Raw genomic sequence first — 25017 nt, 5'->3', positions numbered from 1 at the left:
CAGATATGACGTTAAATTTTAAAACTAAGACAAATAGGGCAACCAAAATACCAACGCTAATAAGGTGACTAATAACACTGGTGGGGTGATAATCAAACCAATCTTCATATACTGCCCCCAGCTGATTTTATAATCCTTTTCTGCCAATACATGCAGCCATAGTAAAGTCGCAAGACTGCCCACAGGCGTAAATTTGGGCCCCAAATCATTGCCAATAACATTGGCATAAATCATCAGCTCACGAGTGGCGGTCGGTACTTGGGCGCTATCAATCGCTAGTGCGCCTATCAAGGTAGAGGGCATGTTATTCATAATAGATGCCACGATAGCAGAGAGGAATCCTGTGCCCAAGGTTGCTATTAGATTGCCTTGTTGCCCTAACCAATTCAAGATTTGAGCACCATAGGCAGTTAATCCAGCATTACCCAAACCGTAAACAACCAAGTACATACCAATAGAAAATAAAACAATCTGCCAAGGTGCTTTACGGACAATTTCAGGCACGGACATCACCGCCCCACGACCGCCTTGCCAAAATCGCCCTGCAATCGCCATGAGCAGTAATGCAGCTGCGCCAGTGACGAGCGAGATAGGAATACCGAGCGACTCTGTCGCAAAATAAGCGACTAGCAGCAAAGCCAGTAGCGGAAAAGCAGCTTTAAAAACCAAAGTGTCTTCGATCGCTGACTCAGGTGCACTAAGGTCCGCCATCGAGTAGTGTGTTGGAATGTGGCGTGCATAAAATATCCATAGCACCGCTAGCGTTGCTAGTACAGAGACAATATTGACTGGTACCATAACCAAAGCATAACGTCCAAAACCAATATCAAAGTAGTTAGCACTAACGATATTAACGAGGTTAGATGTGACCAATGGCAAACTTGCAGTATCAGCAATAAAACCAGTCGCTATGATAAATGCCAATGCAGATGGCGGCGAAAAATTTAACCGTAATAAAATCGCAATCACAATCGGGGTCAGTAATAATGCTGCCCCATCATTGGCAAAAAACGCAGAAATAAAAGCGCCTAATATCACAATCATAGGGAACAATAGACGTCCTTGTCCATTACCCAATCTCGCTACATGCAGGGCTGCCCAAGCAAAAAACCCAGCCTTATCTAAGATAAGAGAGATGATAATCAGGGCGACAAAGGTAAAAGTAGCATCCCAAACGATGTCCCACACGACACCAACATCAGATAATTGCACCACACCAAAAGCTAGGGCGACCAACGCCCCACCCATAGCGCTCCAACCAATGCCTAAACCTCTAGGTTGCCATATTACTAGCCCTAAAGTAACGATAAAAATAATCAATGCGAGCATGAACTACCTTACTTAAGCAGACTTACTTAAGAAAACTTAGTGACATTTATTCAAGTAGGCTTCATACAGCCTACTTGATTTAGCCTATTTTATTGAATAAGTATCGAATCGATATTAGGTCAATTTAGAATTAAAAATTAAATCGATTTTTGATTGACGCGTTTTGATACTTCTTCAGCACTTTCAACCCGTTCAGAATAGCGATCCGTCAGATAGGCTGAGCGGCCACGAATGAGCCACGTGAACTTCACTAACTCCTCACAAACATCAACAAGGCGCAGATATAAAGGCGACTTATCCATGCGATTATCATCGTTAAATTCCAAAAAGGCTTTTGGAATAGACGACTGATTTGGGATAGTAATCATGCGCATCCAGCGCCCAAGAATACGCAGCTGATTGACCGTATTAAAGCTTTGACTACCTCCACTGACTTGCATTATCGCTAAAGTCTTGCCTTGAGTTGGTCGGACGCCGCCCAATGACAGCGGGATCCAATCGATTTGCGCTTTCATGATACTGGTCATACTTCCGTGACGTTCGGGACTGACCCACAGCATACCCTCTGACCACTGCGCAAGCTCACGCAGCTCTTGCACTTTAGGATGGTCTGCATCAACAGCATCCGGTAATGGCAAGCCAGATGGATCAAACATCTTCACCTCACAACCATACCAGCGCAATAGACGACTCGCCTCCTCGGCTGCTAGCTTTGAAAAGGAACGCGTGCGTAATGAGCCGTATAACACCAGTATTTTTGGCGCATGGCGTGGGTCATTTGCGCCTATTAAAGACTCAATATCGATAGGATGAATAAGACTTGAATCAATATTGGGCAAATTATCCAAATCGACCACATTCAAATCTGCTGTATTATTTGCCATAATAAACCACTTCCCCATCTTCTTTAGTGAAGCTATTCACGGGGTTATCTAGTAACTCAAACACTCGCTCTGATGGTCGGCACAATGCCGCGCCCTTATCTGTGACTACGATAGGACGATTGATTAAGATAGGATGGTCAATCATGGCATCGATAATTTCGTCATCAGATAGCATAGGGTTGTCTAGACCCAGCTCATCATTAATCGACTCTTTACTGCGTAACAGCTCTCGTGGTGAGAGAGCCATTTTTTCTAATAGCTCAACCAAATACTCGCGACTCGGCGGTGTTTTAAGGTATTCAATCACCTCTGGATTATCCCCTGACGCTTGCATAATGGCTAAGGTATTACGAGAAGTACCGCATTTTGGGTTGTGAAAAATCAAAGATGTCATCGTAATCTCACCTATTTTTTATGAATATAGAATTGGGACGTTTTTGATTTGTAGTGATTTAACACTTGCGCTGTTTATTAACACTATCATCTAACGTATTAATTGCACCGCGCCTATCGGTTGAACAGCTATTTAAATTATTAACAAGAGACGTGCACAGCTCTGAGTTCCCAGCGCAGCAATCTTGTAATAAAAACTCAATGATTAGCTGCATATGTGATAAAGAGGCACGATAGATAATCTGCCGGCTTTGGCGCTCTGATATCACCCATCCTGCTCGTGCCAGCACCGATAGATGTGTGGACATCGTATTATGCGGTACAGACAGTTGGCGCGCAATTTCACCCGCAGGTAATCCTTTAGGCTCGTGACTGACCAGCAGTCGAAATGCCTTTAAGCGGGTTTCTTGTGAGAGGGCGGCAAAACTTGTCATAGCTTGAGTCATTTCCATATGTCCAATAATACAGACATATGGAAATGACTCAAGTTTTTTTGGATAAATAAGCAAAAAAAGTAGTAATTGCTCTAATTTATCTTTGTTTGATGAGCATCAATGACCAAACCGCCGCAAAAACTGTAATTGTGTCTTGCAACATGTTTAAAATCAGCATAGGCTAATCTATTTGATTTTTATCATTCTCTGCATTTTTTGTCGCTAATAGCGACTCGCTTATTTACTTATAATTCACCGCACTTTTTCACTCATACATTCACAAGTTTAGGAATCATTATGCTGTCACATTGGGTACGAGCCATCTTACAAGCCACCGTCTATGATGTTGCTATTCAAACACCACTTGAAGCGGCACCCAAACTGACCCAACGTTTTGCTAATGACATTCGTTTTAAACGTGAAGACCTGCAACCGGTAAAGTCTTTTAAATTGCGCGGTGCTTATAACCGCATTAGCCAATTAAATGATGAGCAAAAAGCACGTGGCGTGATTTGCGCATCGGCAGGTAACCATGCCCAAGGGGTTGCCTACTCTGCTCGTAAACTTGCTCTTAATAACATTATCGTTATGCCAACTACTACTCCTGATATCAAAGTAGATGCCGTCAGAGCACTTGGCGGCAATGTCGACTTGTACGGTGATAGCTTTGATGAAGCCAATCGCTATGCCATTGATCGCGCTGAGCGTGAAGGTCTGACTTTTATCCCACCATATGATGATGAGCTGGTGATTGCTGGACAAGGTACCATCGGGCTTGAGCTCACCCAGCAATGGCGCAATATGGATTATGTTTTTGTAGCAGTTGGTGGTGGTGGTCTGATTTCTGGCGTCGCTGCATTTTTGGGCGAAGTTGCCCCGCATGTCAAAGTCATCGCTGTAGAAGCCGACCAATCAGCGTCACTAAAAGCGGCACTTGAAGCCAATGAGCGAGTCAAACTTGAACAAGTAGGACTGTTCGTCGATGGTGTGGCAGTTGCCCAAATCGGCGAATTACCGTTTGATATTGTTCGTATGCAGAAGAGCGATAAGTCCGGTCCTGTCGTCGATCCTGAAGTCGTCACTTGTACCAACGATGAAGTTTGCGCTGCTGTCAAAGATATCTTTGAAGAGAACCGTAGTATCGTTGAGCCTGCTGGCGCGCTGCCAGTTGCTGGTATGAAAAAATACATCGAGGCTCATAACCTACAAGGCAAAAACTGCGTCGCCATCATTTGCGGTGCCAATATGAATTTTGATCGCTTGCGCTACATCGCTGAGCGTACTGAGATTGGTGAGAAAAAAGAAGCCATCTTTGGCGTAACGATCCCTGAGCAGACTGGCGCTTTCTTAAACTTCTGTCGTAGCCTACACGGTCGTAATATTACTGAGTTTAATTACCGTGCTGATAGTAAGAAATCACCTGATTCTATGGAACCTGCGGCGATATTCGTCGGGATTGCATTAAAAGAAGGTGACAAAGAGCGTCAAACCATCCGTACGCAATTGGTAGCTGATGGCTATACAGCACACGACTTGACCGATGACGATGTCGCCAAATCCCATATCCGTCATCTGATTGGTGGTCATGCTCATGTTGAAAATGAGCAGTTATTACAAGTCACTTTCCCAGAACGTCCAGGCGCTTTATTGACCTTTTTAGAAAAATTGGGTGACGATTTTAATATTACCTTGTTTCATTATCGCAATCATGGCGCTGCTGAAGGTCGAGTATTGGTCGGTTTACAAGCTTCTGAGGGTAACTCTCGCCAGCTACAAGATGCGCTGCTCGATATCGGTTACGACTGCACCATGCTTAATGATAATGTTGGTTATCATTTGTTTTTGAAATAAAAATAAACGTAGACTATCAATTTATCAGTGGCCGAAAGCATTAATCCCAAATGACATAATGCACAGAAGCCACTTAAATCTTATAGCACTGTCCTAATACAAAAATGGATAATAACCATGACGGCATCCCCTGTGAACAGCAGTGTTGTCAATAACTTCAATGACAAAAACGATGTTAATCGCTTAATGCTCTTTTAATTATTAAAAATACCACCATTATAATCTTACGTTATTGATATCTATGAGGTTTTGATGAGTAAACATAATAAAAACCACAATCAGCCCAGTCATAGCAATCCTGATGCTGTTCGTATGCGTCTTGATAAATGGTTATGGGCTGCACGCTTTTACCGCACTCGCACTCTTGCCAAAGAAGCCATCGAAAGCGGGCGCGTACATTATGCAGGTAGCCGCGCAAAGACCAGTAAAGAGATTACCGTTGGCGATGAATTGCAGATTCGTCAAGGATCAGCCACTGCCATGACTGAAAAGACAGTCGTTGTTGAAGCACTAACGGCGCAACGCGGTAACGCAACAGCAGCTGAAGTATTGTATTCAGAAACCGAAGAAAGCATCGCTCGCCGTGACTATTATGCTGAGCAGCGTAAACTTGCCAACCTTGCCCGTCCAGACAACAAACCCAATAAAAAAGAGCGCCGTGATTTACATCGTTTTAAGAGCAATCAAGATTAGCTCTCTTGGTAAGATCAGTAATAATATCGCCTCATCTTAAATAATAATACGGCTAGCGGGTATGCATGAACCGCTGACCCTATTGTTTACTCTCCGCCCTTGCCATTCAAGGTATTAACCGTTACGCTATCACTCATTAACTTACACTCTATAGCATGCTTATAAATCACATTTTTAGTGTTGATTTTGATAGCATGTTTTTTTATTGCGACAAAAGGTCATCATATGCCCATCAAAGCGTCTACTCCGTCATCTGTATTATTGGTCTGTTTGGGGAATATCTGCCGTTCACCAACTGCTGAAGAGATTTTTCGTCAGCAAGCAGCGATTGCAGGGTTGTCGATGAAGGTAGATTCGGCAGGCACTGGGGATTGGCATATTGGGCATTCACCTGATGAGCGCGCGCAGCGTCACGCTAAAGCTCATGGTTACAACATCAATAAATTGGTCGCGCGCCAAGTCAGTGCTGATGACTTTCGCGATTTTGATTTAATCTTAGCGATGGATGCACAAAATTTAGCAGACTTGCAGAGTATTAAAAACGGTATAACAAATACCGATAAAAAATTAGCCAAATTGGCTTTATTTAGTGAGGAAGATCCCACTTACGGCGGTGATGATGTGCCAGACCCATACACTGGTGATGGCGATGCTTTTGAAGAGGTAATCGAGCGTATCGAATCAAGTGCACAAGCTTGGATTGAAAGCTGGAAGATATAGTAATCATAAGGCGCTATATTTTTGCTACCTTTATACCTAGCATCCTTTATAATAAATACCATATGACTTTTTGTTTACTTGCCCCATAGGCTATGTTATGACTTCAGCTTTATGCTCTAAACCCAGTGCACCACACACTCTATCTGATGACGTAGCTGATTTGTCTCATAGCAACACCATGGCTTTGGCATGTATGGCTGACTCTGTAGTTACCTTAACGGATGAGGTGCAACTTGATGAGTTTATGGCTTATTATGAGCAAAATACTCAACATAGAAAGCCATTATTTGTCTTGTCCGGTGGTAGTAATGTACTATTACCAGCAAAGCTCAATGCGATTGTCTTACGACCACAAATGCGTGGTATACAGGTGACAGCGCAAACAGACTCTCATGTCGATATCGAGGTAATGGCAGGTGAAAACTGGCACGACTTGGTGGTACATACGGTCGCTCAAGGCTGGTATGGACTCGAAAACCTTGCCCTCATACCTGGTCTGACTGGCGCCGCTCCCATACAAAATATTGGCGCTTATGGTGTTCAGCTAGAGGACTGCTTACAGTCTGTACGTGCTTACCATCTGCCAAGTCAAACGTGGCATGATTTGACCGCGGTCGACTGCGATTTCGGCTATCGTGATAGTATGTTTAAACGTCAGCCGAATACGTGGCTAATCAGCTGTGTGGGTTTTAGATTGCATACTGATGCGACAAAGGTGCTGGCAAGCTATGGTGATGTACAGACCGTCGCACAGAGCTATGCGATACAGCAAGGTCGCACCAAACCGACGCCCGCTGATGTAATGCATGCCATCATTGAGATTCGTCAGCAAAAGCTGCCTGACCCGAAGCAATTACCAAATTGCGGCAGCTTTTTTCAAAATCCTATTGTCCCTCAAGATCAATTTGCTACGCTGCAATCATCTTATCCGGCTATCGTTGGCTACCCAATGCCTGACGCAATGACTAAAGTGGCAGCCGGCTGGCTTATCGAACAAGCGGGTCTAAAGGGCGGCGGTATAGAGCCTATTTTTACCCATCAGCAGCAAGCGCTAGTACTGACCAATCACGCGCCGTATATTGCTACTAAACAAGATGTCGCCGCTGCTCAAAAATATATTATAGATACTGTCTATGAGAAATTTGCGATTCAACTGTCGCGTGAGCCAGTATGGGTAAATGCCAATGGCTCCATTGGATACGATGAGCATGTGGTCTAAGCAGTCATGGTCTAATCGCCTATGGCGACATTATTTACGTTCAGCTGAGCGTATGATCAAGCTGTTTCGTATTATCAATGCCACGTTTTTGCTGGGTGCAACGACAGTTATTTTAGTCCTCATCAGTTTATTCACGCCGCTATTTTCTCAAGCAGTAGTCTATATATTGGCTCATCTGCCGCTACCAAAAATGCCACCTGTTGCTATGAGCTCGCCGCCTACCGCTTATGTGGTATTGGGTGGCGGTCTAACCAATGATAATAACAATCAAATTATCCTCAATCGCTATAGCCTTAATCGTGCCCGTGCTGCCGCTACAGCCTATCACGACCTTCCTCTGCCCATTGTACTCAGTGGTGCTGAAGCGCCTTGGCTTGGTCAATGGCTGATTGAGCATGGTATTGATGGGTTAATCAGCGAAAACGCCAGTATGAATACTTGCGAGAATGCGCGATTTACGGCAAAGCGTATCCCTCTGCATCATGTCTATCTCATCACCGACAGCTACCATATGGCACGTGCTCGCAGACAATTTGCCTTAAACGGTATCAATAGCACGGCGATTAATGCCCCCTTACCCGTCATACGTGACTGGATGGAGCCAGCACAAAACTTAAGCCATTCTAGGCGGGCGGTTTATGAGGTTGCCGCCTATCTACGCGATGTGATACGACCTCAAGCAAATTGTCGCCAAGCTAAAGAAGTGACGTCGCAGCAGCTGTTGACTCCAAGAGGTAAAGTTGCCAAAACTGCTGACGACTAGAGTCTATACCTCAATTTTAGAAACATACCCTCATAATAACCTACCTTTTTCCCTTTATCCTTACAGGTCAACCATCTCACTAGCAACAGGTGTATAATAGTAAAAGAAACTGCGATTAAAGAGATGTGCCATGCTCAGTATATTTTTACTAATTCCATTAAGTCTCATGCTGTTTGTGGTCGCGATTTGGGCAGTACGTTATGCGGTCAAATCCAATCAATTTGAGGATTTGGATAACGCCTCCCAGCGCATTATTTTAGATGATCGCCAAGAACGTCGACAAGTCATACAAGCTCAAGAAAATGTAACACCTATTCAAGAAGTAAAAGAAGTGAGCGCTACTACTTCGATTGAAAAAGAATCTAATAAGCTAAATAATGCGCATATTGTCACCCCTTCTCTCTCTGATACAGACAAGCACTCAAAAACATAGCCTTGGGCTATCTTACTAATGCGTTACCCACTTATTCTATCTGCATAAGAGAGTGATAAGTCGGTACGCCTTTTACCATTTTTAGGAGTACCTTCCCATGACCACAGCTTTACTCGTTGCGGCATTATTAATGGGTTTTTTTTGGTTCACCGCATTGCTTAGGTATGTGTGGCGGCTTAGTAACTGCCTTTGGTCTGTCGATGAGGGATGTCAGCCCCGCCAAGCGCCGTGCATTGGTGGCGACCTATCATTTCGGTCGCTTAACCAGCTACGCATTTTTGGGTTTGATCGCAGGACTGTTAGGTACTGCCGTATTGCAACCATTGATGCAAGGCAATAGTGCACCACGTATTTTGCTTGGTTTGGTATTGGTGTTCGTCGGCATGACCATGCTTGGTGCACCATTTTTAAAGAGACTTGAGCGTTTTGGTATGCGATTTTGGCAATACCTAAGCCCTATTCGTCAAAAAGTATTTCCACTCAATACTTTTCCGCGAGCATTGTCTGCCGGTCTTCTATGGGGATTCTTACCTTGTGGCTTAGTCTATGGCGCCCTACTTATCGCTGTGGTCGCGCACAATCCTCTCAGCGGTGCTGCCTTGATGTTCGTCTTTGGCTTAGGAACCGTACCGATGTTAGTCGCTACTCATGAGACCGTTGGTTGGTTACGGGATAAGATTGGACGTTTTCGCTTAAGACAGCTTAATGGTGCTGTGATGGTATTATCAGGTTTGGCTGTGGTCTTCGTTCCTATCGCCATGTCCAGTATGCATGGTGATCATGGCGGCGGTCATAGCATGGGCATGGCGCATGGTGATACTATGATGATGACTGATACGGATAATACGACTCACCACGATATGAGCCAAATGGATCACAGTATGCACAATGACTCGGAGACGATGGAATAGCATTACTAATCAATGATAATTGCTTAATGTTATAACCAATATTACATACATAAAAAAAGCCCTTAATGATTTATCAAGGGCTTTTTTTATCAGTCAACAATTTTAAATAGTTTGATGAATAATGTATTGGCTGAGTTCTAAATATTAAGTACTTAAGGCTGCCACTGTTCAAGCTTAAACTTCGTATCCAAATGCTTCTCTAATGCCGGTATATTAAAGGCATCATCTTCGCTGACAAAGCTAATACTAATACCGGTTTGCCCGGCGCGCCCAGTACGACCAATACGATGTACATAGTCATCTGGCTGATCTGGTAAGGTATAGTTAATCACATGGCTGACATCATCTACATGAATACCGCGCCCTGCTACATCAGTCGCGACCAAAACAGAAGCATGACCATCTTTAAAGCGCTGTAAATATTTTTCGCGTTTTTGCTGAATCACATCGCCTGATAACATGACAATTTTATGTCCCTGACGCAGCTTATGATATAGGCGCTTTACTTGGTCTTTACGATTGGCAAAAATAATGACCTTTTCTACCGTACTATCCGTGATAATACGCTCAACCGCTTCTAGCTTCTGATCTTCGGTTAAGAGATAAAAATGTTGGTCTACCAGCTCACTGGTTTTATGCTCAGGCTCAATCTCAACAAACTCTGGCTCATGTAACCAGCGATAAGCCAAACCCATCACATCTTGGTTAAAGGTAGCAGAAAACAATAAACTTTGACGGTCGGTATTAGGCGGCATGCGACCGACTAAGCGTTTGATATCGGGTATAAACCCCATATCGAGCATGCGGTCTGCTTCATCTAATACTAATACTTCTACGCGATCAAGATAAACCATACCTTTGTGCATTAAATCAATCAAACGACCAGGTGTAGCAATCAATATATCGACGTATTGACGCTCAAGCTCATGCTGCTGGGTTTCATAATTGGTGCCACCCATAATACAGACGCTATGCAAAGAAGTATATTTGGTCAAAGCGATACAGTCATCGAATATTTGCTGAGCAAGCTCACGGGTAGGTGCCATAACGACAGCACGTGGCTCACCTAAATGACGTTCTTCATCAGCAGCAAATGGACGCTTAAGTAACGCCTCCATAATGGTCAATAAAAATGTAGCCGTCTTGCCCGTACCCGTCTGCGCCTGTCCGATCGCATCTTGGTTTGCCAGCGTATGCGGCAGTATTTTTGCTTGAATCGGCGTCAATTCAGTAAAACCTAAGTCACTTACTGCACGCAAGGTCGCTGCTGAAAGTGGCAAATCCGTAAACGTCGTAAAGTTACTCAAAGAAATATCCTTTTATATAAATCGCTTGTGTATCATAAATAAATGAGAGGCTATAAGGCTTAACGATTTATATCAACCATTAGCCAACAGGCAAGCCCTATAAAACTGATAAGCATAAAAAAGCCAAGCCCCATGTCGATGCTTACCAAATACGCTGCGTTAAAATCAACATAAGTAAGACAGGACGGGCTTGACTCAGTAGTATATCAGTAGTTTGTACAGACATTATAGCTAAACTGCACGAATGACTGTTACGATTACTCTTCTACTTTTCTGACTTCTTCAGCTTGTAGGCCTTTATCACCTTCTACCACACTGAACTCAACTTTTTCGCCGTCTTTTAGAGAGCGATAACCATCACCTTGGATCGCGCGGAAATGCACAAAAATATCTTCTCCGCTATCACGTTGAATGAAACCAAAGCCTTTTGAGTCATTAAACCACTTAACGATACCTTGCTCGCGAGCTGACATAATATTACTTCCTAAAAAGTTTACTTAGTCCCAAATTCCTTTGCATCATTGCATATAAACGGGTACCAAGATGATGAAATCAAAACTTAAAAGTGACTATCTAATACAGTATTAGCGAAATATGAAAGCCTTATACTTACTTTTAGTATTTAGTCATTTTAATGCCTCTAGTCTTTGATGGAAACTAAAACTACTTTATCAAAAAAGTGTTAATTATCTACCAAACTAGAGTTAGCAACAAACATGTAATGTTTATTGTGTAAAAAATATCATAACACGGGTTTTTAGCAACACAAAGGCTTTTAAGATGATTTTTATACCTCGATCTATTTTTTGGAATTATTTTTTTATAAGTTAGCTTGCAAGCTGTTAATATAAAAGGATAGAGAGCGCTATGTTTCCTAACACCTGTTATTGTAGTACGCTTATACTCACCAATAATTTATCTAGACATATTCATTGCTACTCATAGAGACCATTATGACCGCCTCATCTCAATCAACAACGACCAGCACTGCTTCCCATAAAAAAGCCAATAAAACCCTTACTCATAAGCTATTATTGATTAATGGTGTCAATCTAAATCTACTCGGCAAACGTGAGCCTGATATTTATGGTCATATGACGCTTGCTGATATTGAGAGTGCTTTAATCAAGCGCGCCGCGGCACATGGTATTGAGCTAATTTGTAGTCAGTCGAATCATGAAGGCAAACTGGTCGATGATATTCAGTATTACGGTCTATTGGCAGAGCCAAGCGCACAGATCGATGCCATAATCATCAATCCTGCTGCTTTTACTCATACGTCTGTTGCGATACGCGATGCGCTACTTGCTACCCAAAAGCCATTTATAGAAGTACATTTATCTAACGTCCACGCACGCGAGTCGTTTCGCGAGCATTCTTATTTATGTGATGTAGCGGTTGGCGTGATTTGTGGTTTGGGGCATTTGGGCTATGATATGGCATTGGATTATTGGCTGACCCATACTTATGCAATAACACTGAATAAGTAGTTTAATGGCGTTAAGGTTTTTATCTAAATAATACTGCCGAACACATGACAAAAATTACTGCGACAAGTACTACACAAACCGTTATTGCGATACTTTTTAGCACAGTAGTTAAACAGCATTCATTCGATTAAAATAATAATATTAGGGGTTAGATAATAACCCACTAAATACCCCACTATATGGTGATAGGCATGGCAAAATCGTCCGGAACGCGCTTTATGAAACTTGCTGGTATGACAGCAAGTATTGCTGGAAAAGCAGCTAAAAACTCCCTAAAACATCTCTCAAGTGACGAAGAAAAACGCCTACAAGCGCGCTCAGAATTGATGCAAGATGTCGGTATTCAAATCGCTGAAACTTTAGGTGAGATGAAAGGTGCGGTCATGAAGGTAGGTCAAATTGCCTCGCAGTATAAAGATGTGTTTCCACCTGAAGTTGCAACTGCATTAGAGAAACTGCAAAAAGATGCACCGGCGATGCCCTATGCACAGATACGCGTACAAGTTGAACGTGAGCTCAAAGCACCTATTCATGAATTGTTTACTGAATTCGAAGAAATGCCATTTGCTGCAGCTTCCATCGGACAGGTACATCGCGCAATTTTACCATCTGGACAAAGGGTTGTGGTTAAGGTGCAATACCCTGATGTCGACAAAAATTGTGATAGCGACCTAAAACAAGTCCGTATGGCACTAAAAATCGCTGGCGTGCTCAATATGAGTAAGCAATTGCAAGAGCAGTTATTTCACGAAATTCGCCAAAGCTTACATGATGAGCTTGATTATATTAAAGAGGCGCATAATCTGCGGGTATTCGGCGCTTTTCATGCCGAAGATACGGGTCTCATTATCCCAAAAGTGATTAGCAGTCACTCTTCTAAAAGAATCTTGACCTTGACAGAAGAGAGCGGCGAAACCTTGACAGTGGCAGCAACGTGGGATAATGATATTAAGCAGAAAATCGCAGTGCGCTTGTTTCATTTTACCGCAGGGCAGCTGTTTGGGTTATATCGAATGCACTGCGACCCTCATCCGGGCAACTTTGCGTTCCGTGCTGATGGCAGTGTGGTTGCCTATGATTTTGGCGGGATTCGTAGCTATAGCGACAGCGAAGTTCAATTATTTCGCCGATTTGCCAAGCATGCCTTAAAAGGTGATGTCACTGCCCTTGAGCAAGATTTGGTTGCTCTGGATATACGCCGTGAAGACGATAAAATTGTACCGGGTGAGTTTTATGGAAAATGGTTAGAGATTGGGCTGAAACCCTTATCTATCAAACCCTATCAAGACGGTGATTTTGATTTTACAAGCAGTCAAACCCATCATGAAGCCATCGACCAAATGCGCACTTCTTTGAAATACTTTGGACAGTTTCAACCATCAGCCTCTACGATGATGCTCGACCGTACTATATCAGGACAATACTGGAACCTAGTCAATCTAGGAGTGACGATAGATTTGTCGCCACTGGTACATGAATATATAGGTTTTTAGAGCGTTAAATTGCTATAAATATATAGGACAAGTTTTAGTATTGGTTATACATGCAAGGCATGTCCACAGCGGTCACAAAAATCCGCACCTACTGCGTGTCCAAATTTACCACAGTTTGGACACGTGACAGGATTGAGCTGCGGGCGCATATTACGTGCAAGCTCTGAGGTGAAAATCCCTGTCGGTACAGCAATGATTGAGTAACCTGTAATCATGACCATGGTTGCAATGGCTTGCCCCAATGGTGTTTTTGGTGACATGTCGCCGTAACCAACCGTCGTCATGGTAACAACTGCCCAGTAGATAGATAGCGGAATACTGGTAAAGCCGTTTTCTGGTCCTTCTACGACATAGATAATCGAGCCAAAAATGGTGACCAGTAGCACCAGTGATAAGAAAAATACCGTGATTTTTTGCTGACTGGTTCTAAGCGCAGACGCCAAAAACCCTGCTTGTTGCATATAGGCTTCAAGCTTAAGTACCCGAAAGATACGCAAAATACGTAAGATACGAATGACAAGTAAGTACTGTACGCCCACAAACATTAAGCTTAAGTAGCTCGGTAGTACGGACAATAAATCCACTATCCCAAAAAAACTAAACACGTAACGAAAGCGATTGGGCGCTGAGAACAACCTGAGCATATACTCAATCGTAAACAAAATAGTAAAAAACCATTCTGCATATAAAAACAGCGTGCCATACTGCAAGCGCATATAGAGCACACTATCGAGCATCACGACCGCCACACTGGCCAAAATCGCGATCAACAATACAATATCAAACAGCTTACCCAAACGAGTATCTGTACCTTCAATAATAATATGAATGCGGTTACGCAAATGAGTAACGGCTTCGGTATTCGGCTGCTTCATAAAGTCAATCAAATCATAGGATCAATGGATATCTAAAACCGGACAACTTAGGCGTATATGCATAAGCTAAGATTGGTCAAAATACGTGAAAGTGGTTTATAATATTGAAAGTAATGTGGCTATCGGCTGCTATCCGTCACTACGAGAATAATCGATAGCGGGTCAAAAGCCAGAACATAGCAGTGTAGCAAAAAAGCGCTATTAACAACATACAAATCGTTAACTTAGCGACAGATCACTTACCTGAGCTTAACAGCGCAATCAGGTAATAAAACTCCTGTAGCGATAAAAAATTTTTACCAATAAATGTTTTAGCTGTACAATACATCACTCGTAATACTTAAGGACGTCATATGGCAGGCCATTCAAAATGGGCAAATATCAAACACCGTAAAGCCCGTCAGGATGCGGTAAAAGGTAAAGTATTTACCAAAATTATTCGTGAAATTGTTTCTGCTGCCAAGCAAGGTGATCCTGACCCTGATAAGAATCCGCGCCTACGTGCGGTCATTGAAAAAGCCCTCTCCGTCAATATGACAAGAGACACCATCAATCGTGCGGTAGCTCGTGGTACAGGCGGCGATGACAATGACAATATGGACGAAGTCAGCTATGAAGGTTATGGCATCGGCGGCGTCGCAGTATTAGTCGAAACCATGACTGACAATCTCAATCGGACAGTCAGTGAAGTACGCCATGCTTTTACCAAAAATGATGGCAATCTAGGTACTACTGGCTCTGTGGCTTACCTATTCAATAAACGCGGTGAAATAAGCTTTAATGACACAAGTTTAGAAGATGAAGTTATGCTAGTGGCATTAGATGCAGGCGCGCTTGATATCGAAAATGATGGCGAAAGCTTGCTTGTCATCACTGAGTGGGAAAATTTCGGTCATGTTAAAGACGCGCTTAATGCTGCTGGTTTAGTCTCTGACAATGCTGAAGTAACTATGTCGCCATCAACCAGTGCTGAAATAGACAACGTTGCAGATGCCGAAAAAGTCATGAAGATGATTGATATGTTAGAAGATATTGATGATGTGCAAGAAGTTTATAGCAACGTCAATTTTTCAGACGAAGTCATGGCGCAACTTGAGCAGTAATTTTCGTGCTTTGTATTAAAAAAGCCAAACGTTTTTAGCGTTTGGCTTTTTTGTTCAGCAATATGTGACGAGCAATTACTTCAAACTAAGCTTTGCACGTGACGCCTTCAAGCGCTAACAAATGCGTTTTCTTATCTAAGCCGCCTGTATAACCACCAAGTTTGCCGTCGCTTGCAATAACACGATGACACGGAACGATAATACTAAAAGGGTTTTTACTATTGGCATTCGCAACCGCACGAAAGCCTTTGGGACTATCGACATTTTGTGCCAGCGTTGCATAACTGATCGTCTCGCCGTAACCAATATCTTGTAGTGCTTGCCAAACCCGCTGCTGAAACTTAGTTCCCAAGCTTGTATCTAGGGGCAAATCGAACGCTTGACGCTCACCGTCAAAATACTCCGTTAATTGTGCTATAGCCTCTATTAATAATGCTTGAGTAAGTTCATTTTTGCTTAGGCTGTCTTTATCTATGAATGTGAAGCTTTGATCGACAAGACCATAATGTTTTTTAAGCTTGGGAATAGATTTTGAGCTGTGCCAAGAGTCACCTGCCAGCAGCCAATTGACTTCAACCAGCTTAGGACTGCTATATTCATTGACACTCGCAATTAATGTTAACTGATTAGATCCAAAAGCGGCTGTGGTGACTATCATGACTACTCCTTTCAAATCGTTGTATTTTCAAGACTTGAGTATTGGCTAAAATAAACTGTTGAGCACTATTCTTTGTCATCAGTTTCAAACAACGCGGCGACAAATTGTTTTGGACTAAAGGCACGCAGATCATCAATCGACTCACCTACGCCAATATAACGAATAGGCACATCTGTCGTTTCGGCAATATTAAAGACCACACCGCCTTTTGCAGTTCCGTCTAGTTTAGTAATCGTGATTCCGGTTAATGGCACCACTTTATTAAATAATTCCACTTGATTAATGGCATTTTGACCCGTGCCAGCATCAAGCACAATCATACCTTCATGTGGCGCGCTTGGATCCGCTTTGCGCATCACACGTACGACTTTTTCGAGCTCTGCCATTAGATGGGTTTTATTCTGTAAACGTCCAGCAGTATCGGCAATTAACACATCAATATTTTTTGCTTTAGCAGATTGCATGGCATCAAAGATAACTGATGCACTATCAGAGCCATGACCTTGCGCCACAACTGGAATGTTATTGCGTTCGCCCCAGATTTGTAGCTGTTCAGTCGCTGCTGCGCGGAAAGTATCCCCTGCTGCTAACATCACAGACTTACCCTCGCCTTGCAAACGTTTGGCAAGTTTACCGATAGTCGTCGTTTTACCTACGCCATTCACGCCTACGACCAAGATAACAAATGGTTTTTTGCTGCTATCAATAATAAGCGGCGCAACTTTCGGCGTTAAGATATCGACCAATTCAGTCTGCAATGCCTTGTATAGTGAATGCGCGTAGATTAAATCGCCGCGATCTGTCTGCTCAGTAAGGCTTTTGATAATACGATTGGTTGCATTGACACCGATATCAGCCACCAACAGTTGGTCTTCAACCTCTTCTAATAGCTCATCATCAATCTCTTTGCCTCCAATAAGGATACTGACCATCCCTTCAGCTAAGTTCTTACGCGACTTACTCAAGCCGGTTTTCATCCGGTTAAACCAGCTGCCTTTTTTGCTGCTTTCTTGTTCTTCTTGCGATGCTTTATTTGCTTGCGACTCTACTGGAATCTTTTGCTGTGGCTCAGAAGACGATTGATTACTACTATTAATGCTACTTGCACTGCTAGGAGTAACGCTTGGCAGATCCCCTAGTTGTGCTTGTAAGGGCATAGTAGGGATTTTTGATCCAGAGACAGCTGGTGTTGTCTTCTCTGTTTCATTGGTATTTGCAAAGCTCTCTGAGGTATTGTCTGTATGACTCTGCTTTTGCGTCATGAGGATAGGCGCGCCTAGGGCAATGCTCTCGGCTGCATCGGTGCTTGATACTTGCTTATTGACTGTAGGCGTTACTGGCTCATCACTATTACTTACCTCATTTCTTTCAGGGGCATCGATAATAGGGACAGATTGCACTGGCAGACTGGGTAAGGTAATATCATCGTCATCTAATTCATCAAGTCCGCTGTCAAGATTAATGACCACACGATTGCTATTATTGGGGTTATTCATAAGTTTGCCCTAAAGTTCATCAGTATCAGTAATGTGTTTATGGTAAAACCGGATCTGTATATCGTTGTATTGTCCGTTTTCTATGATTCAATGCAGAGATTATTTTTAGTCTAGTTTAGCATAATTCAAGTTGAGCTCAGCCTTTCGCATCCTAGATTGCTTATAAATGGCAAAAATCATCAAGTGATACAAAAGCGCTATTAAACCTTTAGCGTGAAAAAGATGATAAATATAATCGCTCATTAAGCAAGTTTCGCTTAAGGTTTGGACACATAAATCTGACCTTTGCGATGGCAAACTTCGCCTACTCTTAGCAAGGCTAATTAAATACCTGTTTATACCCTTTATCTCCATGCTTATTACTTATATTAGGAATGTCTTATGTTGTCTTTATCCAATCATTATAAAAACATCGCCCATATCACTGCTGCTTTATTACTGGCGACGATGGCACTATCAGCGACAGGTTGTAACACGACTCAAGAATTCAAGCCGACTGCCAGTGTCATGGTTGGGGCGCACAAATCTTTATGATGGTATAAGTATCAGTACCATGATGAAAATAGATATGTAGTCAATTCAATTTAAAAAGAACACAGTACTGCTGGGATAAATTTTGCGAAGCCTCTGGAGTGCGAAGCGCACAGCAAGCGAGAGAAATTTATACCTGCATAATGCTATTCTGAACGTAACTCTTTTACATTGAACTTACTATACGCTCTCATCCATTTACAAGCTGCCCGTTTAAAAGTCTCCCTTTTATATAAGTAGAACATACCATGTCTGTCCCTTTATCTCGAACCACACTCTCTTTACGTCTTGCATCTGCCTTAGCCATGGCGACCACACTTGCCGCTTGTCAAACCAGTACCATTAACGCCAATTCCGTGACTGCGGTCAAGAATCCAGTGCCTGAAAACATAGTTACCAAGGACATTCAGCCATCATCAGCGCTGACTATGGATATCTCTGGTCGCCATGAATATCAGCTGAAAAATGGTCTAAAAATAGTGGTAAAAGAAGACCACCGTGCGCCTGTGGTGATGACTCAGATTTGGTATCGGGTTGGCTCAGCTGATGAGCCGGTCAATAAAGGTGGTATCTCGCATGTGCTTGAGCATATGATGTTTAAAGGCACTAGTAACGTTTCAAGCGCTGATTATGAACGCTTAATTGCTAAGTTTGGTGGCGTCAATAATGCCTTTACTAGCTATGATTATACGGGTTATTACGAGCTGTTCCCTGCCAACCGTTTTCCTTTAGCACTTGAGCTTGAAGCAGATCGGATGAAAAACTTAGTATTTAATGAAAAAGAGTTTGTCAAAGAGCATCAAGTTGTCATGGAAGAGCGCCGTCAACGTACTGATGATAATCCACTTGCCAAGGCTTATGAGTCATTTCGTTTGCTGGCCTTGCCAAATAGCCCCAAAGGCGAGTCAGTCATTGGCCCCATGAGTGAGCTTGAATCGATTACGCTCTCAGACTTAAAAGACTGGTATAAAATATGGTATGCACCAAATAATGCCACCTTGGTTATCGTTGGTGACGTTGAGCCAGCCGAAGTCTTAACACAAGTGAAGCGTTACTTTGATGAATTGACGCCAAGTAAGCTGCCAAAACGTCCTGCCGTCAGTCAAAAAGGCTTTCGTGGTTATCAGCAAGTAGAGTCTGAGCAAGCAGTACAAGTGCCTGTCTTATTGATGGGTTACAACGTGCCAAGCCTTGTGACAACAGATGCTAGCAATGAAAAACAAGCCTATGCACTATCGCTTGCGCAAGACGTATTGGATGGCGGTTTGTCAGCGCGCCTTGAGAGTCGATTGGTACGCGAGCAAGGGCTTCTGACCACAGTGGGTACGTCTTATGATCTATTAGATCGTGGCGACGGGCTATTTTTGATACAAGCGACTCCGCGTGAAGGCGTCAGCTTAGCGCAAGCGCAGCAAGCTATCCTCTCTGAAATAGAAAAGCTTAAAACCGATCCAATTGCCACCGATGAAATTGAGCGCGCCAAAACCAATACGGTCACTGGTCTGGTATACGCGCAAGACAGCATGGAAGGTCAAGCGCGTATGATTGGCTCACTACAGTCTATCGGTCTCGATGATAGGTTACTTGCTCAGCTACCCACCAAAATGGATACCGTAACGGTTGCAGACATACAAGCAGCTAGCAAAAAGTATTTGGTCAAAGACAATTTGACGGTCATGCATATTATTCCACCTAAAGAACCGGTCAAAAAGTTCGTTAAGAAAAAATGAGGTTAATATAATATCAGATGATGTTATCCAATATTATGACTCAAAATACCAATGACTAAAAACGCTATTAATAAGAAGAAAGATATGACTCAAAATCCTACTCTCCATGCTAAAAAGAATACTGTTCTGGTGTCATCAATAAAGCCAACATTTAAGCGACTACCCTATTTGAGTATGGGGTTATTTTTGGGGCTGACTACTTTGACCATGACCGCGCAGGCTGATGGCATTACTGGTGAGGATTATCGTACTCAGGCATCTGCAGTCGATGTCAATGCACCTATTGCTGCCTTGTCTAAGTTGACTAGCCTTGATAATGCCAAGCCTTTAAAAGTCACCGTTCCAAAGATTCAACAGTTTAAGACCAAAGCGGGTGTGCCAGTACTTTTTGTACCGACGACGGCATTACCCATTGTCGATATCGATTTACGTTTTAATGCTGGTAGCGCGCGCGATGGCAGTATCAGTAGCACAGGTTTTGGTATCGCCAATATGACAGCGACTATGCTTGAACAAGGCTCAAAACGTTTAGATGAAAACGAATTTACTCGCGCGGTTGAAACCTTAGGCATCAATCTAGGCAGCAGTGCCTATAAAGATATGTTTACGGTCTCATTACGCAGTTTATCTGACGATAAACATCTATTACCTGCCATCGATTTGATGACCCAAATGCTCATCGAACCAAGTTTTAATGAACAAATTCTAGCCCGCAATAAAGCCCGTTTATTGGTCGGCTTACAGCAACAAAAACAAGACCCAAGCAGCCTTGCCAGCCTTGCTTTTGATAAAGCACTCTATGGCAGCCATCCTTATGCTCATCCTTCTGTTGGCACCCTTGAAACAGTACCTAATATCACAAGACAACAGCTGATAGATTTTAAAAATCGCTATCTGGTTGCCGCCAACGCTAGCCTTTCTATGACAGGTAATCTAACTTTAGCGCAAGCCAAAAAACTGGCAGAAAACATCACGGCGGGTTTACCTACTGGTCAAGCAGCGCCTATTCTGCCTGAACCAAAACTATTGACGAAGTCTCAGCATATTCATATTCCCTTTCCTAGCACTCAAACGACAGTACTGATGGGACAACTGGGTGATAAGCGTGCAACGGATCCGCAAGCGCAGCAGAAGCAAACCAATTTTGCTGTCGGTAATGAAGTGCTCGCAGGGGGCGATTTTAATGCACGACTGATGACGGAAATCAGACAAAACCTTGGCTATACTTATGGTATTTCAGGCTCGATGAGTCCGATGCTGACACGCGGACCATATCAGATAGGTTTTTCGACGCGCAATGACAAGGCTCGTGCTGCGATTGATGCTAGCTTAGACGTTATTAATAACACGTTAAAAAATGGTATTACTAGTACTGAGATGAAGCTGACCACGGATAATTTAAAAAACAGCTTCCCAATGGGTTTTGCCAGTAACGCTGGTATTAATGGTTTGCTTGGTATGATGAATTTTTATCAGCTACCAACAAGCTATCTTAGCAACTATGTCAATCGTATCGAACAAGTCAAATTAGCAGAGGTGAATCAGACCCTGCGTGATACCTTAAAGCCTGATGACTTCTTAATTGTGACCGTTGGTGAGGTCAATCCTTGGGATAAGAAGGCGGCTAAATAGTTAATTTATCTTTCATAGTGCTATAAAAAAGCTCAGCCCATTATATATACGGGCTGAGCTTTTTTTCTATCTTAGAATTATCGTCAGTAGCGGCAGGCAGAGCTGCTACTGGCATGATTAAAGCCCCATTTACGATAACCATCGGTATCTAAATGTATAGCACCAGTGGAATATAATCCTAGACCAAAATTGTGCGACTGACCCTGATATTGCCAAAACTCACATAAGCTGTCTTGCATTCGGCTCAGCTGCCATGGACTACTTTCATAATCTGGCACCCAAATATCAATCGCGCCAGCTGTCATATGCTTACTACTACTCGCGCCGCCTGCACAGTCATTTAATCCGGGACTACGATATACCGAGCGTATCTCACTGTTTGCTGGCAGAATCCCTTGGCTTTTCAGCTGACTATATAGCTGCAATGTCGGTACAATGTTTGACCACAGCTCCTGAGGAGGCAGTTGATACGGCTCATAGCCACATTTGTCCCAACTGCGAGCGGTGGTCAGTAGCTGTGACAAAGGCGGTACGTTTCGAGCACCGACACGCGCGCTTAAATAGCGCTGATAGTTTGCTACTTGGCTTGCGCGATAGCTATTACTGTTGAGCCAAGTATTAAAATCCATGCTGATAAAATCATTGTAATTGTTATTACCCGTGCTATAGGTGGTGTTATAACGCGGCGTACTTCTATTGGTAATGACACGTTTGTTCTCTTCTATCGATAAGCTGGCATCAAATTCAAACTCACGCTGCTTTTGCTGAATGAGTCCTTGCATACTATCGCCACTTGATCCGCTTAAAATAGTCACCCCTGCATTATAAGGCGCTCTTTGTGGAGATGGCGTGATATAGGTATTGGCATTGCTGTTGTTCACGCTGCTACCCTGACGTACTTGGATACGGCGCTCACTATTATCACTAATAATAGCAGCATGGGCACTCATAGTGCTGGCACAAATACAGAGTGCAATAATAGGCTTGTGGATTTGCCTGGAAACTTGTTTTGTTATTTCGATCATTGCAACAAACACCGCTAAAAACGTTTTATCGATACTATCAAATTTTAAGCAAGCAAGCTAAACTATCGTCACCAATTGGCAGCGACTTATTCGTTATTAACACTTATCCTCATTATTTTTATATTGACGTTACTTTATTACCGACAAGTTACTTTTTTTATCATCTAATCGGTTAAATGCCCTATAATTATCGATTTTCTTAAGTCTTCTGCTAAATATAGCCCTTCTTCCACGCCAACTGCCAGTCACACTTTGCCTATGTCTTCTAACCCGCAATATCGTTTTTCCCGACAGAGCCACCATTTCGGTCAAGGTCAGACACCGACCTTTTGGCAACGTAGTCATATTGACCCTTGGTTGACCCTTTTATTATTAACCGTTTGTTGTATTGGGCTAACGATTTTATATAGTGCAGCCGCTCAAGATACGAGTATGGTGCTACGACAAATGGTCAGCTATGGTGTCGCTTTTACCGTTATGTTTATCATGGCGCAGATACCACCGAGCCTTTATCGTACTTTTACGCCCATCTTTTATGTATTAGGTCTGATACTACTGGTGTTGGTTGATATTATCGGTGAAGTACGTATGGGGGCGCAGCGCTGGATTAATCTACCAGGATTTGGTAGTGTGCAGCCCTCAGAGTTTATGAAGCTTGGCATGCCTATGATGTGTGCGTGGTTTTTGTCTAAGCGTGATCTGCCCCCTTCACTACCCAGTATCGGCATTACCTTGGCGTTAATTGTGGTGCCAGTCTTATTAATCGCTAAAGAGCCAGATCTTGGCACTTCATTATTAGTCGCTGCTAGCGGTATCTTTGTGCTGTTTTTGGCAGGGCTATCGTGGCAACTGATAGCTGGTGCGGTTGCTTTGTCGATCCCGCTTGTTGCCTTTGCTTGGAATTTTTTGTTACACGACTATCAGCGTACCCGTGTACTCACACTATTCAATCCTGAGGCAGATGTGCAAGGTGCTGGCTGGAATATCATTCAGTCCAAAACTGCTATCGGCTCCGGCGGTCTAACGGGTAAAGGCTATTTAGAGGGTACGCAGTCGCATTTGCATTTCTTACCAGAAGGTCATACCGACTTTATTATCGCGGCTTTCTCTGAAGAGTTTGGCTTGCTTGGCGTCATACTATTGATGTTTATTTATGCATGCTTATTAACCCGCGCCTTATATATCGCCTTTTCTCATCCTGATACTTATAGCCGACTATTAGCAGGCGCGATTGCGATGTCGTTTTTTGTGTATGTCTTTGTCAATGTTGGTATGGTCGGCGGTATTTTACCTGTCGTTGGCGTACCTCTGCCTTTTATCAGTTATGGTGGTACTGCCATTGTTACTTTAATGGCAGGTTTTGGTTTACTGATGTCCATTCATACGCACAAGTCAGACTAAGTATCTCCATTTCTATACCTAAAGAGACAATATTTTAATAATACGGTCTCTTTTTTTATACCCTTTATAATTCCTATCAAGGTGCAATGAATTTTTCAGAAATTAAGTATTCAATAGCTTGTGCCAGTATCTAAAATAGTGAAAATGGCGATGATACATAGATGGCTGAATACATAAAGAAAACATAACATAGCATGTTTAAAAATTGAATCGATTAACAAATAACCGCACAAATTTGACTTAAAATCTAGTTACTAAGTAACTATACGTAAAGATAGAATGTGCAAAAATCTTAGTAAATAAGTTAATTTTTGCCCATTTTATTTGTAATCAATTATATATGAACTATTATAAAAACTATAATTTTATTACGCCTTATTAGATCATAAGATTATGATTTAATTAATAATATTTTCAAATATCATCCTTGCAAATTATACCTAATATTCAGTATTTAGGATTGAATACCAGTTTGTTTTATTCCTTGTCTTTTACAATTATTTGCGTTAATCTCGTCTTAGTGTCATTTATACATAACCCGTACAGACCTACTAAGAAAGTTAGCATTTAATTATATTGTCGTTGTAGCTCATCCGTATAGTTAGCAACTTGTAGATTTTAGACTTTCAAAGTCACTACTTAATTA

Annotated in this window: 23 protein-coding genes and 2 pseudogenes; 15 read left to right on the top strand and 10 right to left on the bottom strand. The window is 42.6% G+C overall.

Going from position 1 to position 25017, the window contains the following annotated elements:
* Positions 1-24 precede the first annotated feature (24 nt).
* From OEG80_RS05545 to OEG80_RS05530, 4 genes are all read right to left on the bottom strand, one after another.
* On the bottom strand, positions 25-1329 hold the full coding sequence (locus OEG80_RS05545; protein ID WP_263242223.1) for an arsenic transporter: 1305 nt from the start codon (positions 1327-1329) through the stop codon (positions 25-27).
* A gap of 137 nt (positions 1330-1466) precedes the next feature.
* Positions 1467-2213 carry an arsenical resistance protein ArsH gene (gene arsH / locus OEG80_RS05540; RefSeq protein ID WP_263242222.1) on the bottom strand — a complete coding sequence of 249 codons (747 nt, stop codon included), beginning with the start codon at positions 2211-2213 and terminating at the stop codon, positions 1467-1469.
* Positions 2203-2607, bottom strand: a complete 405-nt coding sequence (gene arsC, locus OEG80_RS05535) for an arsenate reductase (glutaredoxin) (protein WP_263242220.1) — start codon at positions 2605-2607, stop codon at positions 2203-2205. Before arsC ends, arsH begins: the two co-directional genes overlap by 11 nt.
* Positions 2608-2665: 58 nt before the next feature.
* On the bottom strand, positions 2666-3040 hold the full coding sequence (locus OEG80_RS05530) for an ArsR/SmtB family transcription factor (RefSeq protein ID WP_263242219.1): 375 nt from the start codon (positions 3038-3040) through the stop codon (positions 2666-2668).
* A 297-nt stretch (positions 3041-3337) separates the two neighbouring features.
* On the opposite strand from OEG80_RS05530, the gene ilvA reads away from it, so the two are divergent.
* From ilvA to OEG80_RS05490, 8 genes and pseudogenes are all read left to right on the top strand, one after another.
* Positions 3338-4891 (top strand): threonine ammonia-lyase, biosynthetic, encoded by a 1554-nt coding sequence (gene ilvA / locus OEG80_RS05525; RefSeq protein WP_181209924.1) that lies wholly within the window; start codon positions 3338-3340, stop codon positions 4889-4891.
* Between the two features lie 95 nt (positions 4892-4986).
* A pseudogene (locus OEG80_RS05520) lies at positions 4987-5046 on the top strand (excalibur calcium-binding domain-containing protein); the annotation flags it as partial.
* Between the two features lie 97 nt (positions 5047-5143).
* Positions 5144-5584, top strand: coding sequence for an RNA-binding S4 domain-containing protein (locus OEG80_RS05515; protein WP_133104596.1), 441 nt, complete (start codon positions 5144-5146; stop codon positions 5582-5584).
* Between the two features lie 225 nt (positions 5585-5809).
* Positions 5810-6304 (top strand): low molecular weight protein-tyrosine-phosphatase, encoded by a 495-nt coding sequence (locus OEG80_RS05510; protein WP_263242217.1) that lies wholly within the window; start codon positions 5810-5812, stop codon positions 6302-6304.
* Between the two features lie 97 nt (positions 6305-6401).
* The gene (gene murB / locus OEG80_RS05505; protein ID WP_263242216.1) at positions 6402-7523 is read left to right on the top strand and encodes a UDP-N-acetylmuramate dehydrogenase; all 1122 of its coding nucleotides are present in this window, start codon (positions 6402-6404) and stop codon (positions 7521-7523) included.
* Positions 7507-8286, top strand: coding sequence for a YdcF family protein (locus OEG80_RS05500; protein ID WP_227673058.1), 780 nt, complete (start codon positions 7507-7509; stop codon positions 8284-8286). Before murB ends, OEG80_RS05500 begins: the two co-directional genes overlap by 17 nt.
* Before the next feature lie 130 nt (positions 8287-8416).
* The gene (ccoS, locus tag OEG80_RS05495) at positions 8417-8719 is read left to right on the top strand and encodes a cbb3-type cytochrome oxidase assembly protein CcoS (RefSeq protein WP_011513803.1); all 303 of its coding nucleotides are present in this window, start codon (positions 8417-8419) and stop codon (positions 8717-8719) included.
* A 97-nt stretch (positions 8720-8816) separates the two neighbouring features.
* Positions 8817-9630 (top strand): annotated as a pseudogene (locus tag OEG80_RS05490) (sulfite exporter TauE/SafE family protein).
* 152 nt (positions 9631-9782) lie between these two features.
* Here the strand turns inward: OEG80_RS05490 and OEG80_RS05485 are convergent.
* On the bottom strand, positions 9783-10943 hold the full coding sequence (locus tag OEG80_RS05485) for a DEAD/DEAH box helicase (protein WP_442792463.1): 1161 nt from the start codon (positions 10941-10943) through the stop codon (positions 9783-9785).
* A gap of 251 nt (positions 10944-11194) precedes the next feature.
* Positions 11195-11410, bottom strand: coding sequence for a cold-shock protein (locus OEG80_RS05480; protein WP_011513806.1), 216 nt, complete (start codon positions 11408-11410; stop codon positions 11195-11197).
* Between the two features lie 480 nt (positions 11411-11890).
* Between OEG80_RS05480 and aroQ the strand changes: the two genes are divergently transcribed.
* Positions 11891-12427 carry a type II 3-dehydroquinate dehydratase gene (gene aroQ, locus OEG80_RS05475; RefSeq protein ID WP_263242214.1) on the top strand — a complete coding sequence of 179 codons (537 nt, stop codon included), beginning with the start codon at positions 11891-11893 and terminating at the stop codon, positions 12425-12427.
* A 191-nt stretch (positions 12428-12618) separates the two neighbouring features.
* Positions 12619-13920: an ABC1 kinase family protein gene (locus tag OEG80_RS05470; RefSeq protein WP_263242213.1), complete on the top strand. Its 1302-nt coding sequence runs from the start codon at positions 12619-12621 to the stop codon at positions 13918-13920.
* 44 nt (positions 13921-13964) lie between these two features.
* Here OEG80_RS05470 and OEG80_RS05465 read toward each other — a convergent pair whose 3' ends face one another.
* Positions 13965-14795, bottom strand: coding sequence for an ion transporter (locus tag OEG80_RS05465; RefSeq protein ID WP_011513809.1), 831 nt, complete (start codon positions 14793-14795; stop codon positions 13965-13967).
* 353 nt (positions 14796-15148) lie between these two features.
* On the opposite strand from OEG80_RS05465, the gene OEG80_RS05460 reads away from it, so the two are divergent.
* Positions 15149-15898, top strand: coding sequence for a YebC/PmpR family DNA-binding transcriptional regulator (locus OEG80_RS05460; RefSeq protein ID WP_011513810.1), 750 nt, complete (start codon positions 15149-15151; stop codon positions 15896-15898).
* A gap of 85 nt (positions 15899-15983) precedes the next feature.
* Here the strand turns inward: OEG80_RS05460 and OEG80_RS05455 are convergent, their stop codons facing one another.
* Both OEG80_RS05455 and ftsY read right to left on the bottom strand, forming a co-directional pair.
* Positions 15984-16556, bottom strand: coding sequence for a methylated-DNA--[protein]-cysteine S-methyltransferase (locus OEG80_RS05455; RefSeq protein ID WP_263242212.1), 573 nt, complete (start codon positions 16554-16556; stop codon positions 15984-15986).
* A gap of 65 nt (positions 16557-16621) precedes the next feature.
* Complete coding sequence (ftsY, locus tag OEG80_RS05450; RefSeq protein WP_227673018.1) at positions 16622-17533, bottom strand: signal recognition particle-docking protein FtsY; 912 nt, start codon at positions 17531-17533, stop codon at positions 16622-16624.
* Between the two features lie 900 nt (positions 17534-18433).
* Between ftsY and OEG80_RS05445 the strand changes: the two genes are divergently transcribed.
* The 3 genes from OEG80_RS05445 to OEG80_RS05435 all read left to right on the top strand — a co-directional run bounded on the left by OEG80_RS05445 (position 18434) and on the right by OEG80_RS05435 (position 21945).
* Positions 18434-18586: a hypothetical protein gene (locus tag OEG80_RS05445; RefSeq protein WP_263242211.1), complete on the top strand. Its 153-nt coding sequence runs from the start codon at positions 18434-18436 to the stop codon at positions 18584-18586.
* 245 nt (positions 18587-18831) lie between these two features.
* Positions 18832-20313: a M16 family metallopeptidase gene (locus tag OEG80_RS05440; protein WP_263242209.1), complete on the top strand. Its 1482-nt coding sequence runs from the start codon at positions 18832-18834 to the stop codon at positions 20311-20313.
* 84 nt (positions 20314-20397) lie between these two features.
* A complete protein-coding gene (locus OEG80_RS05435) occupies positions 20398-21945 on the top strand; it encodes a M16 family metallopeptidase (protein WP_263242208.1) in 1548 nt (515 codons plus the stop codon).
* Positions 21946-22028: 83 nt separating this feature from the next.
* On the opposite strand, the gene OEG80_RS05430 is transcribed toward OEG80_RS05435, so the two are convergent.
* A complete protein-coding gene (locus OEG80_RS05430; RefSeq protein ID WP_263242207.1) occupies positions 22029-22970 on the bottom strand; it encodes a D-Ala-D-Ala carboxypeptidase family metallohydrolase in 942 nt (313 codons plus the stop codon).
* Between the two features lie 258 nt (positions 22971-23228).
* On the opposite strand from OEG80_RS05430, the gene rodA reads away from it, so the two are divergent.
* Positions 23229-24371 carry a rod shape-determining protein RodA gene (rodA, locus tag OEG80_RS05425; RefSeq protein ID WP_011513816.1) on the top strand — a complete coding sequence of 381 codons (1143 nt, stop codon included), beginning with the start codon at positions 23229-23231 and terminating at the stop codon, positions 24369-24371.
* The last annotated feature ends 646 nt before the right edge of the window (positions 24372-25017 follow it).

Source organism: Psychrobacter sp. SC65A.3 (genome assembly GCF_025642195.1).
Classification (GTDB): domain Bacteria; phylum Pseudomonadota; class Gammaproteobacteria; order Pseudomonadales; family Moraxellaceae; genus Psychrobacter; species Psychrobacter cryohalolentis.
This window is presented reverse-complemented; position numbering and strand designations above follow the sequence as displayed.